The sequence below is a fragment of the Sphingobacterium bovisgrunnientis genome (genome assembly GCF_009829085.1).
Taxonomy (GTDB): domain Bacteria; phylum Bacteroidota; class Bacteroidia; order Sphingobacteriales; family Sphingobacteriaceae; genus Sphingobacterium; species Sphingobacterium bovisgrunnientis.
Window position 1 is genome coordinate 1 of the sequence record NZ_WUQY01000055.1, and the last position, 12400, is coordinate 12400.

Annotated in this window: 14 protein-coding genes and 1 tRNA gene; 7 read left to right on the forward strand and 8 right to left on the reverse strand. The window is 35.1% G+C overall.

Annotation, left to right across the window (positions count from 1 at the left end; all coding sequences use genetic code 11):
- Nucleotides 1-136 precede the first annotated feature (136 nt).
- From GOQ16_RS16655 to GOQ16_RS16670, 4 genes are all read right to left on the reverse strand, one after another.
- On the reverse strand, nt 137-298 hold the full coding sequence (locus GOQ16_RS16655; protein ID WP_160070329.1) for a hypothetical protein: 162 nt from the start codon (nt 296-298) through the stop codon (nt 137-139).
- Between the two features lie 67 nt (nt 299-365).
- Nucleotides 366-1052: a hypothetical protein gene (locus GOQ16_RS16660; protein ID WP_160070330.1), complete on the reverse strand. Its 687-nt coding sequence runs from the start codon at nt 1050-1052 to the stop codon at nt 366-368.
- An 11-nt stretch (nt 1053-1063) separates the two neighbouring features.
- Nucleotides 1064-1225: a hypothetical protein gene (locus GOQ16_RS16665; RefSeq protein ID WP_160070331.1), complete on the reverse strand. Its 162-nt coding sequence runs from the start codon at nt 1223-1225 to the stop codon at nt 1064-1066.
- Nucleotides 1226-1683: 458 nt separating this feature from the next.
- Nucleotides 1684-2385, reverse strand: a complete 702-nt coding sequence (locus GOQ16_RS16670; protein ID WP_160070339.1) for a YjjG family noncanonical pyrimidine nucleotidase — start codon at nt 2383-2385, stop codon at nt 1684-1686.
- A gap of 119 nt (nt 2386-2504) precedes the next feature.
- On the opposite strand from GOQ16_RS16670, the gene GOQ16_RS16675 reads away from it, so the two are divergent.
- The 5 genes from GOQ16_RS16675 (at nt 2505) to GOQ16_RS16695 (ending at nt 6307) form a co-directional block, all read left to right on the forward strand.
- Nucleotides 2505-3380, forward strand: a complete 876-nt coding sequence (locus GOQ16_RS16675; protein WP_160070332.1) for a sensor histidine kinase — start codon at nt 2505-2507, stop codon at nt 3378-3380.
- Nucleotides 3370-4083 carry a response regulator transcription factor gene (locus GOQ16_RS16680; protein WP_160070333.1) on the forward strand — a complete coding sequence of 238 codons (714 nt, stop codon included), beginning with the start codon at nt 3370-3372 and terminating at the stop codon, nt 4081-4083. The genes GOQ16_RS16675 and GOQ16_RS16680 overlap by 11 nt, the downstream gene beginning before the upstream one ends.
- A gap of 8 nt (nt 4084-4091) precedes the next feature.
- Nucleotides 4092-4607 (forward strand): hypothetical protein, encoded by a 516-nt coding sequence (locus tag GOQ16_RS16685; protein WP_160070334.1) that lies wholly within the window; start codon nt 4092-4094, stop codon nt 4605-4607.
- A 7-nt stretch (nt 4608-4614) separates the two neighbouring features.
- Complete coding sequence (hemE, locus tag GOQ16_RS16690) at nt 4615-5652, forward strand: uroporphyrinogen decarboxylase (protein ID WP_240141078.1); 1038 nt, start codon at nt 4615-4617, stop codon at nt 5650-5652.
- A 103-nt stretch (nt 5653-5755) separates the two neighbouring features.
- Entirely contained in the window at nt 5756-6307 is a 552-nt protein-coding gene (locus GOQ16_RS16695; RefSeq protein WP_160070335.1) for a CopD family protein, read from the forward strand.
- A gap of 66 nt (nt 6308-6373) precedes the next feature.
- On the opposite strand, the gene GOQ16_RS16700 is transcribed toward GOQ16_RS16695, so the two are convergent.
- The 4 genes from GOQ16_RS16700 to GOQ16_RS16715 all read right to left on the reverse strand — a co-directional run bounded on the left by GOQ16_RS16700 (nt 6374) and on the right by GOQ16_RS16715 (nt 11069).
- Complete coding sequence (locus tag GOQ16_RS16700) at nt 6374-7804, reverse strand: NAD-dependent succinate-semialdehyde dehydrogenase (RefSeq protein WP_160070336.1); 1431 nt, start codon at nt 7802-7804, stop codon at nt 6374-6376.
- A 74-nt stretch (nt 7805-7878) separates the two neighbouring features.
- Nucleotides 7879-9093: a bifunctional 3,4-dihydroxy-2-butanone-4-phosphate synthase/GTP cyclohydrolase II gene (locus GOQ16_RS16705; RefSeq protein ID WP_149914192.1), complete on the reverse strand. Its 1215-nt coding sequence runs from the start codon at nt 9091-9093 to the stop codon at nt 7879-7881.
- 77 nt (nt 9094-9170) lie between these two features.
- On the reverse strand, nt 9171-10628 hold the full coding sequence (locus GOQ16_RS16710) for an LptF/LptG family permease (RefSeq protein WP_160070337.1): 1458 nt from the start codon (nt 10626-10628) through the stop codon (nt 9171-9173).
- Between the two features lie 63 nt (nt 10629-10691).
- Nucleotides 10692-11069, reverse strand: a complete 378-nt coding sequence (locus GOQ16_RS16715) for an START-like domain-containing protein (protein WP_149914190.1) — start codon at nt 11067-11069, stop codon at nt 10692-10694.
- Nucleotides 11070-11309: 240 nt separating this feature from the next.
- Between GOQ16_RS16715 and GOQ16_RS16720 the strand changes: the two genes are divergently transcribed.
- Together GOQ16_RS16720 and GOQ16_RS16725 are read left to right on the forward strand one after the other, a co-directional pair.
- Nucleotides 11310-11383 (forward strand) — tRNA-Met (locus tag GOQ16_RS16720).
- A gap of 156 nt (nt 11384-11539) precedes the next feature.
- Entirely contained in the window at nt 11540-12283 is a 744-nt protein-coding gene (locus GOQ16_RS16725; RefSeq protein ID WP_160070338.1) for a phage integrase SAM-like domain-containing protein, read from the forward strand.
- The last annotated feature ends 117 nt before the right edge of the window (nt 12284-12400 follow it).

A 12400-nucleotide genomic window follows, 5' to 3' on the forward strand; every position in this document is an offset into this window, starting at 1 on the left:
GAATTTTTGCAAATTAAATATAGCAATCCCTGCTATATAAATTACCGCCATTTTTTACCTTATTTGGGACGCTTCTGTATTAATATATATCCTTTTATAAAATTGGTATTTGTCTTTTTCATAATACTACTATTTTTTACCATTGAATATTTCTTTCATCATCTGGAAGTTCATCCCATTCCTGCTCATAGTCAGTTTTGAGCTCGCTCATTGTAATAGTTGATGATGTGTTGCATAGACTATTCTCAATGTCAATAATAGTCACTGTAAACCCAGGAGGAGTGTATTTCGTTTTCATTCTTGTGTGTATTTTTTTTAGTTAGTGTGAAGTATTAAGTAAATACTCAAGGGCAAAAATGTGAAATTTAACTAAGCTTTATGATTGTAGTAATTTGGCTAAAAGTATGTCTAAATTTAATCTTTAGTGTATTACTACTTCTAGGGGGTATATGCATTTCATCTTTAAAAAACATAAAATCCACATCAGCATTTATTATTTCAGCAGTATTTATATTTTGTTTTTGGGATAAGTAACTTGGAAATACTAATTTAGAATTGTTAGAGTAAGCTACGAAAATGTAATCTTTCCCACCGATCAGTCGTAAGTCTTTTGCTTGTTTCTCTTCGCCTCTAATGTAAGTTGCAGAATCAACTAAATTTCCTGACGTTTTATCAAATGCATACAGCCTATATCTAACTCCTGCATCAACAGATTTAGTGATTGTTTGCGCTAATTTTGTAGACTTAAAACTCGCACTTTTAGAGTCAGGTGAAAGTGTGACATTGCAAAGAAATCCGTTCTCAGATGTTCCTATTTTGTTTGATGAAATGCTTTCATTATTTAGACGCAGCTTAGCATTTGCATTTTTATTTCCATTAAGACTTTCTTCTTGGATCGTAATTTCAGGAAGATCAATCTTAACTAAGGAATATCCCTCAGGTAAATCTTTAATTTCATCTTCGGTGTAAGTTTCTTTTTTAGAGCAACTTACTGTAGTGAAAACGATAAATGTAAATAATAAAAAACTTTTAAATTTAGAATTTATTTTCATAATTTTTAAGATTACCATTCAAAATAGCGTTTATAATCGTTGCCGATTTCCCATTCTTCCATGACATCTTCATCCATGTGTCCGACGCGTAAAGTCGCAGATGCATTAGCTATACATTCTTCAATATGAATGTTATGAACTTCTGCTTTTGGTCTATAATATACGTTCTTCATGCAGCAAAGATGTTGCAAGATTTTTAACCATTTATAGGAATCTTCGGAAAGTTTCGTGTAGCTGTAGTTGTTATGCTACCTTAAGCTATAGATTTAATTTTTTATTAATAATTAATATCTTGTTATTAAAAAAAATTATTTGTCATAAGAGCTTATTTCATGGCCTTTGGGCTACCATGAATCAATATAGATTGGGAATACTGTGGCGAGTTACTTAATCACAATTGCGCTTGATGAAAACAATGCTTTATTATCCTCGTATATCATTACCAATTCAATATTTGGTTTAATATAATTAATCATTTATATCTATGGTTATTTAGGACAAATGTAAATTATGTACATGGTTTATTTTTGGTTATTTTACTAAATCACCTTTTTAGGTTAGTTTTTAGAAATACTCTTAATAAATACACGGTATACTAGTGATTTTTAAATCAACATAGAAAGAAAAGAAATCAAAAAATATCTTGTAACTCTTTCAAGTCAACGATCATATGTGGTATATCTTGGGGTTTATCTGTTCCTACTACATTGAAATATATCGCATCAAGTCCGGCATTGAGGGCGCCGCGAACATCTGCATCGATATTGTCACCGATCATTATTGAATTTTCTTTGGAAGCTTCTCCATTATTTACGGCATAGTCAAAAATACGTGGATCAGGTTTATTAACCCCAAAAACTTCTGAAATAACAATAGTTTTAAAGTATTTGCGTAGATCGCTATGTGTCAATTTGGCTTCACATGCTTCTTTAAAGCCGTTGGAAATTAGATGTAGATTATATCTATTTTGCAAGTACTCTAATGTTTCTATTGCATGTGGGAATAGATTGGTCTTTGTAGGACAAATTTTTAAATATTCTTCCTCAAAACCTACTGGAAATAATGCAGGATCAACGCCTAATTGCGTGAATGTATCTGCAAAACGTAATTTTCGAAGCGTAGGCTTGTCTATTTTACCGTGATGATAAAGTTCCCAAACACGGTGGTTGTTTATGGTGTATGTTTCAATAAATTCATCCGAATTAGGTCTATTAAATAGCGAGTCAAATTTATAAACGTAGTACAATTCATGCAAAGTCTCTTGTGCATTACGGTCAAAATCCCAAATCGTATGATCTAAATCGAAGAAAATATCTTTTTTGTACTGAAACATATACAAAGATATAAAATGTATTGAGATGTCTTTTAATGCAGTTTTTCTTCTTAGTGTCATAAAACCTGACGTATTTTCTATTGCTGTGTGATTTAAGTATTTTTGTTGAAATAAAGGATATGAGAAGAGCTCTATTTTGGTTTTATGTATTAGCGTTTTATGCCATCTGCCAACTTTTTGCATGGGGCTATATGTTTATCAAGTATGTTCCAGATCGCAAAGGAATGGTGATTGGTGAGGGAATGATTTTTATTTTGATCTTTATTTTGGGGATCATTCGACTAAAAAGACATTTAGAAAAAGAACGCAATTACTCACAACAACAAAATAACTTTTTACTTTCAGTCACGCACGAGCTTAAATCGCCTTTGGCATCTGTTAAGTTGTATTTGCAGACTATTCTGAAGAGAGATTTGGATAGAGAGCAACAAAAAAACTTTTTGTCAAATTCTTTGAAAGATATCGAACGTTTGGATTATTTGGTGGAAAATGTATTGTTGGCTACCAAATTAGAGAATCGCAGCTTTAATCTCCCAAAAGAGAATTTTGATTTTTCTATGCTAGTTGAGGATGTATCTGAGAGATTACAGAAGAATTCTTGTAAGACAGAAATGATTCATACAGAGATTGAGCCAAACATCACCTTGAATGCAGATAAGTTTGCAATAACTAATGTAGTCAACAATTTGGTGGAGAATGCTATTAAATATTCGCCGCCATGTGCTACAGTGGATGTAAAATTGAATAAAAAGGGCAATGATCTCGTACTCATTGTAGCAGACCATGGTCAAGGTATTGCAGATGAGGAAAAAAAGCTTATTTTTAATAAATTTTACCGCGTTGGAAATGAATCAACCCGGAAAACCAAAGGAACTGGTTTAGGGTTATATATAGTAAAAACCGTTTTACAAAAACATAATGCTACCATTAAAGTGAAGGACAATACGCCTTCCGGTAGTATTTTTGAAGTAATATTTGAAAACTATGCAAGCTAAACAAAGAATACTATTAGTCGAAGACGAAGAACATTTGTTGGAAGCTATAAAACTTAATCTGGAATTGGAAGGTTACCGCGTAACCACGGCAACAGACGGAAAGAAAGCGCTTAAAATCTTCAAAGAAGAGCGCTTTAACTTGATTATTTTGGATGTAATGATTCCAGAAATCGATGGTTTCCAAGTAGCTGAAACAATTCGTTTGCAAAATACAGAAGTCCCAATTATGTTCTTGACAGCTAAAAACAGCAGTGAAGACCGTATCACAGGGCTTAAAAAAGGAGCTGATGATTATTTGGTTAAACCATTTAATTTGGAGGAATTGATTCTTCGTGTTGGTAACTTGATTCGTCGCGGATTGAAACCTGAGGATTTGAAAGAATTGAATTCCTATACAATAGGTGACAAAACAATTTATTTCAATTCGTTCGAATTGCATCATTCAGACGGTTCGATTACCTCGTTGACGAAGAAAGAGACAATGTTGTTGAAATTATTGATTGAGCGACGCAATGAAGCGGTTTCACGTGAGCAAATTTTGGAGACAGTTTGGAATTATGACGTATATCCATCAACAAGAACAATTGATAATTTCATCTTGACATTTCGTAAATATTTTGAACCAGACCAAAAACATCCTATTTATTTCCACTCCATTCGTGGCGTAGGTTATAAATTCACGGATAACGGAGAAGCTCAATAGTTCGATCAATGAATACTAAAATTCGTTTAATTATTATAGCATTGGCTGTAATCACACTTGCATATTGCCTTGTTTCGGGCTACTATTACGCTTGTGTGTATATTTTAGGTTTGATTGGTTATATGGTCTGGAGCCAATACCGTGATGGCACTGTTTTTTTGGCTACACAAGCTTTCCATAAGCAAGATTACGAGAAGACCAAAACGCTTTTGGAAGAAATTAAAAATCCGGATCATCTTCGTAAGGGTAGAAGAAATTTCTACGAATTTATGATGGGTAATATCGCACTCAAAGAAGACAAGATCGAGGAAGCGGAGTATCATTTTCAGCTTGCTTCACGATTGCCTTGGCGTAAAGATTATGAAAAAGCAATGGTCTTGATCAATCTGGCGAATATAAATTTGCGCAAAAAGGAATACGAACGAACAGAAACTTATTTGTCGGTAGCTGATAAACTGAATTTGACGCAAAGACAAAAGGACATTGTCCAAAAAATTAAAAACGAAATAGAAAAATATAAATAAAAGCATAGTGAGTACGATTTTACAAAACGATTTGTTTATGAGGGCTGCTTCGTCGCAGCTAACGGAAAGACCTCCAGTATGGTTTATGCGTCAAGCGGGACGTTTTATGCCAGAATATTGGGAGATTAAAAATAAATACACGTTCTTAGAAATGTGTAAAACTCCCGAAATAGCAGCTGATGTAACCATGTTGCCTGTTGATTTGTTAGGAATCGACGCAGCTATTTTGTTTTCAGATATCTTGGTGACAGCTGAGGCAATGGGAGGTGATCTTTCTTTTGAACAAGGTGTAGGGCCTCGTTTTTCAAATCCTGTACGTTCACTGGCTGATGCGCAAAAATTGGCAGGAGCTGAAAGTGTAGACAAATTGCAATATGTAGCGGATGCGATCAAAGTTATTCAACAACGTTTGAATGGTTCGATTCCTTTGATTGGTTTCGCGGGAGCACCGTTTACTATTTTGAGTTATTTGGTTGAAGGGGGGTCTACGAGAGATTTCAAATTGACGAAGTTGATGTTGAACAATGAACCTGAATTAGCACACCACATTTTACAAAAAATTGCTGATTTGACAATTGCGTATTTAAATATGCAAATTGATGCAGGAGTGAATGCAGTTCAATTATTTGATAGTTGGGCATCTGCATTATCATGGAATGATTACAGCGAATTTTCACACAAATACAACAAATACATCATCGATAACTTGAAACGTACTGTACCGGTAATTTCATTTGCTAAAGGAGCATCGGTATTTGCGCCATTGATGGTTGAAACGAAGCCTGATGTTATTTCTGTAGATTGGAATGCGGATTTGTTGAATATGAAGAAGTCATTGCCAGAAGGTATTGCAGTTCAAGGTAACTTAGATCCGTTTATCATGTACGCGGATAAGCCAGTTATCAAAGCTAAGATTCATCAGCTATTCGAAAGAATGCGTGGCGAAAAAGGATTTATTTGTAATCTTGGCCACGGAATTTCTCCTGATATGAAATTTGATCACGTAAAATTTGCAATTGATACTATTAAGGAATTTAGGTATTAATCTGTATTATCAATACATATATGAGGAGCAAAGACAACTTTGCTCCTTATTATTTTAATAGTATTCACCGTTATTTTTTAATTTTGACTATTAATTTTGAATCATGATCTATTTATACGCTAAAGCGGTTCATATTATTTTTGTGGTTTGTTGGATGGCAGGATTATTTTATATGCCTCGTTTGTTTATTTATCACACAGAAGCAAAAGATAAAGGACAAGAGATTTATTCGATATTGCACAAGCAATTCACAATAATGGAAAATAGATTGTGGTGGGTTATCACAACTCCAGCGATGTATATAACTATTGCGTCCGCGTTGGTTATGTTACATATGAATCCAGCATTACTCTCGATGGGTTGGATGCAACTCAAATTGGCCTTTGTTGTGGGATTGATAATTTATCATTTCAAATCTCAACAAATCATGTATCGACTGCGTGATGAAAAGTCAACTTGGACTTCTGGTCAATTACGTATGTGGAATGAGGTTTCAACCCTAATTTTATTCGCTATTGTTTTCTTGGTAATACTTAAATCTACATTAAATTGGATTTTTGGTGTTGTTGGATTATTCGGATTAGCGATTCTCCTCATGATTCTGATTAAAGTTTATAAGAAATATAGAAAGTCAAAGGGTGAGAAAGTTGATTAAAAACTTTTTAAATAATTCATGCACTTCCAATTCTGCAGGTGGATGAATTAAAAGTTTGATTAACACTTAAACGCCATAGCATAAATATTTTAGTTCCATATATTCGTCCAATCCATATTTCGAACCTTCACGACCTATTCCAGATTGTTTGACACCTCCAAATGGTGCTGCAGCATTCGATATTAAACCTGTATTAATGCCGATCATCCCAGCTTCAAATGCTTCAGAAACGCGCTGACATCTTCTTACATTTTCACTATAAAAATATGCAGCCAATCCAAATGGTGTATCGTTAGCTTTTTGGATAGCTTCTTCTTCAGTTTTAAATTTAAATAGTGCGCAGACAGGACCAAAAGTTTCCTCAGACTGAATTAATGCATCATCAGTTATTTCCGTTACAACTGTAGGCGCATAGAAATTTCCTTCTAACTTTTTACCACCGGTTTGGACTTTAGCTCCTTTTTTTACCGCGTCTTTTACGTGTTCATTGACTTTGTCTACAGCAGACGAATTGATTAGTGGACCAACTTGGCTTCCTTCTTCAAATCCATCAGTAACTTTAAGATTTGCTACTGCTTTTGTTAATTTCTCTGCAAAAAGATCATAAACTGATTCTTGTACATAGAACCTATTAATGGATACACAAGTTTGTCCCGCATTACGGAATTTTCCAGCTATTGCTCCTTTGACTGCTTCGTCAATATCAGCGTCATCAAATACAATAAATGGGGCATTGCCACCCAATTCAAACGAAATGCGTTTAATCGTTCCAGCAGCTTGCTGCATCAACGTACTACCAACTTCAGTCGATCCCGTAAATGTAAGTTTACGAATTAGCGAATTCGTAGCTAATTCTTTCCCAATTCCTTTGCTGTCTTTGGACGTAATGACTGAAAATACACCTTTGGGTAAACCTGCGAGTTCACAAATTTTGGCTAACGCGATAGCAGTAAAAGGAGTTTGAGAAGCAGGTTTCAGTACTACGGTACACCCTGCAACTAGGGCAGGAGCTAGCTTACGTGAAATCATAGCCAATGGAAAATTCCAAGGCGTGATTGCCGCTACAACACCAACACCTTGTTTGATAGTAGAAATCCTAGTGTTGCCATTTAAAGAAGGAATTGTTTCACCATAGGCACGTTTGCCTTCTTCGGCGAACCATTCCACAAAAGAATTTCCGTAATCCACCTCTCCAAGAGATTCTGTCAAGGGTTTTCCAGATTCCAAAGTCATGATCTCTGCTAGTTCATTTTTATATTGAAGGGTGAGTTCATATATCCTGCGCACTATTGCACAACGCTCGCCAACGGATGTGTTTTTCCAAATTAGCCAAGCTTCTTGTGCAGCATCTATCACATTTTTACAATCTGCAACAGTTAAGTTTGGAAGTGACCCAATACTTTTATTTGTTGAGGGATTAATGATTTCAAACCTGTTATCATTTGAGATAAACTCTCCGTTTAAGTATGCCTTCTCAATAAAAAGTGGATTTTTCATATGCTATGAAACGTTCTGATGAAATAGAAAGTTTTGGTAAACTAAAAAAGAGGATGTCATCCTCTTTTTAGTTATTATAAGTTTTTCAGAATGGTATGACCCATTCGATCTCTTTTTGTTTTTAAGTATTCTTCGTTATACGGATTAGGTTGAATTTCTATAGCAACATTATCCACTATTTCCAATCCATAACCAACTAAACCAGCGCGTTTTGTTGGGTTATTAGACATTAAGCGCATTTTAGTAACGCCCATATAACGTAAAATCTGTGCGCCAACACCATAATCACGAAGATCTGCTTTGAAACCTAATTGAATATTAGCATCAATCGTATCAACGCCATTTTCTTGCAATTTGTAAGCATGCAGTTTATTGATTAAGCCAATGCCACGACCTTCTTGATTCATGTACACAATTACACCTTTTCCTTCTTTCTCGATCATTTCCATTGCTTTGTGCAATTGCGGTCCGCAATCACAACGGCATGAACCAAATATATCACCCGTCACACATGAGCTGTGTACGCGTACTAAAACAGGCTCATCTTCTTTCCATTCGCCTTTGAAAATGGCTAAATGTTGCTCGCCTGAATTTTTTTGTGTGAATGCTTTCATTTTGAAATCACCGTATTCAGTAGGCATATGCACCGCTACTTCTTCTTGGATTAAAGTGTCGTGTTTTAGACGGTATTCGATTAAATCTTCAATACTTATAATCTTAAGATCAAAACGCTTAGCCACTTCCATTAAATCAGGAAGTCTCGCCATCTCGCCATCGTCTTTTAATATTTCAACCAAAACGCCAGCTGGTTCGAAACCCGCCAAACGAGCTAAATCCACCGAAGCCTCAGTATGCCCTGTACGTCTCAATACACCTCCATCCATCGCGATCAATGGGAAAATGTGTCCTGGGCGACCTAACTCCGCAGGGTCAATGTTTGGGTCAATTAAAGCTTTAATGGTTTTTGATCTATCTGAAGCAGAAATACCTGTAGTACATCCGTAACCTTGCAAATCAACAGAAACGGTAAAATTCGTTTCATAGACTGCCGTATTTTGACCTACCATCGGATGAAGATTTAATTCTTCACAACGCTCTCTCGTTAGCGGAGCACATACCAGCCCTCTTCCGTGCGTAGCCATAAAATTGATAACTTCAGGCGTAGCATTGCGTGCTGCAGTTACGAAATCACCTTCATTCTCACGGTCTTCATCATCCACCACAATGATTACTTTCCCTGCTTTAATATCTTCAATAGCTTCTTCTATGGTGTTCAATTTTATATCCATCGATATGATATATAGTTATATTACGCTAAGTAAATAAGATTTTATGAATTTAGTATAAGGACAAAGTCAAATTAGAATTATGCATTCAGTTTTCTTCCTCCTAATTTGTTTTTGACCCATTCCCAAGCACGTTCCGCCTTGAGTTTATATTGCGCAGCATCAAATAATGTAGAGTCTGTCGTAGATTTATAGGTTAGAAATGCTGCTAGTGGAGCCAATACAATAATTGCCATCCACATGCCCCAAAAAGGTGTTAACGCACCGTCTTTTGCGGATTTCTCAGCAACTGTAGAAATGATGTGATAAATCAAGAAAAATATAATTGACATCACTACTGGTGCTCCCAAACCACCCTTCCGAACTATAGCACCAAGTGGTGCGCCAATAGCAAAGAGGAGAAGACAGGAAACCGCTAAAGTAAACTTACGGTGCCATTCTACATCATATTTAATATCTTTGTCTACCAATTCTTTGTACATACTTCCTCGAATAAACGTAGCATCGCGAAAATATTGCAAATTACTCATAGCACTACTCACTACACTACGTCTGCTTTCTTTTGGAATATAGCTAATAATGTCTGTTGTATTTTTTATTTTCGCGCGTTGTACTACACCTGTATTATGATAAGGAGACGTAAATTGTATATGGGCTTTCAACTCTGTGGCGTTAGCCCGTGCGATACTGTCAATCTGTTGCTGAGTAGTATCAGATTTAAGTGTCAATTGGCGCAAATTCATCATTTGATGATGACCTTTGAAAAGATTTTCGTCGGTACGTTGCATGTCAAATGCAGACATGTCAAATTTTGTTTCTGTTTCTCTAAAATAGAAGCGCGTGAATTGTTGTCTTGGGTCGTAATTGGAGGCATTCTGCTTTCTGGAATCTTGGTATTGAACACCATTAATTAATTTCAGAATTAAGAATTTCTGATCGCGAGAATTGTACATATACCCCGTGTCGGCCATTAATACATTACTTCCTGTTGATCCACTATTACTATTGTAGATTGTTAAGTCATATAATTCGGTGCCGTCTTTGGATTTATCTTTAGCACGTATTGAATAATTTGGAATAGAATTATTGAAAATCCCTGGTTTAATTAAAAAATCAGCTTTTTTCTTGGTTACATCCCAAAGCAAAGAACCCATTTTTAAATTTACAACTGGTAGGGTATAATCCGAAAACGCAAAAGAGGATCCCGCGAAAATCGCTACTAACACGAATAATGGTGTCATTGCTTTGCGTAGAGAAACTCCTGCTGCCTTGATCGCAACCAACTCATAACTTTCTCCCAAATTTCCGAAAGTCATGATGGAAGAAAGAAGCATAGAAAGTGGTAAGGCCATTGATAGCTGGACTGCACATTGGTAGCCTATCAATTCGAGAATTACATACCATTCTAAGCCTTTACCAATAAGGTCATCGATGTATTTAAACAAAAAAAGCATCAGTAGAACAAACATCACAATAAAGAATGTGACTATGAATGGCCTAATGAATGCTTGTAATATTAAGACGTATATCTTTTTCATGTAAACTACCCTTATCCAAATACATTATAATAAGAATAAGATTGGATACAAAGATACGTAATTTTATGCACCAATTACACTTTGTAAATAGCTAATTGAGTTGTCCCATATTTTTTTTCTTTCTTCCAGATCTTCGTCTTTTACGAAGTCAATAATCGCTAATGATACATCATTGGTGAGCTCATCTTGAATAATTTCCATTTCAAAATAGTGAGGTTCATCATCCAGCCATTTAAATTTTACAGATTTATTCTCTTTTACTGCAGCAACGCGTGCACGGTTGGATTCATTGTCCCAAATAAATTCATATACACCATCGTGATAATTCACATCATCAGCAAACCATTGAGCTAAGTCATTCGGTTCTATCAGGTAGGGGTACAATATACGCGGAGAAGAATTAATCATATATTCAAGCTGAATTTTTGTTTTTTCTGACATATCTCTGCTTAAGTTTTTAAGTTTATCTCATTATTGATTTGTGTAAGTATACATAATTTTATTTTAATTGTCTATAGTTACAACTATTTTTCTTGAAAGATTTTAATTTTGCTTTTCTAGGTTGTTCATTTTTAATTAATTGTGCCTTATAAGCGTTTTGTGCAATGTTTTTAGTGCTATAAAAATGAAAAAAATACTTGCAAAGTGAAATGATGTTGCTATATTTGCATCACTGAAAACGGCGGGGTAGCTCAGATGGTTAGAGCGCAGGATTCATAACCCTGAGGTCGGCAGTTCGATCCTGCTCCCCGCTACAACTAAACGTATCTCATAATTTGGGGTACGTTTTTTTTTGTTTCATGAAATACTCTCCTGATAGTACAAATGCACTTTTTTAATGAATTACTAAAAGTTTTAGTATTTATTGGTACCTTTACGCCCCACACATAGTGTGTGCAATACTGTGAGTAATGGCAAAACCTAAGATATACTTAAAGCGTCGGAGTAATGAAGAAGAAGGGCAATTGTACCTTTACTACTCTTATGGTGGAGTGAAACGTCTAGAATATTATACGGGTCTCAGAATAGAGAATAAGTATTATAATGACAAATATTGGGAGTCGGCAAATAAAAAACCCATTAAAAAGAATTTCATTTTTGCGGATAATTACAATGATCTGTTTGAAAAAATGATTTTGTATGCTGTTACCCTCGTAGTAAATGAAGGTATTTTTGACAATGTCGAGCTTAAGAAACTGCTTTCTGAAAAATTTAAAGCTCCTGAAAAAGTCGAGGTAGTAAAGACATCATTTATTCCTGGTGATTTCTTGTCTTATTGTGATTTTGTTCAATCTGAGAGGAGTCAAGGTAAACGATCTATTTTGAGCGGAAATAGACAAGGTTTGAATTATAAGCCAAACAGTTTACGTAATCCGGGAACTACCGTTACATCACTAAAGGAGTATGCGAAATATTTAAAAGTGAAAACTTTCTCTTTTGATGATATCAATGTTGCCTTTTATAAAGCTTATCGACATTACATCCTGAATGTTAAAAAACAGAAGGTAAGTACATTTTCTACTCGTGTCAAAGATATTAAGGCGTTTATGAATGAAGCATTGGAGGAAAAGATTCACGAAAATTTAGAGTTTAAGAATAAGAGGTTTATTGCTCCAAAATATGATTCTACAGGCATAGCATTAACGTTAGAGTGAATATTCCGGACCATACTACACCACCATTCCACAGCAAAGTGGTTCTTCGTCAATTTTGGTGAAAGTATGTTAATTAATTACACTTTATGAACTAAACCTTTTTTCTTTTCAAACACA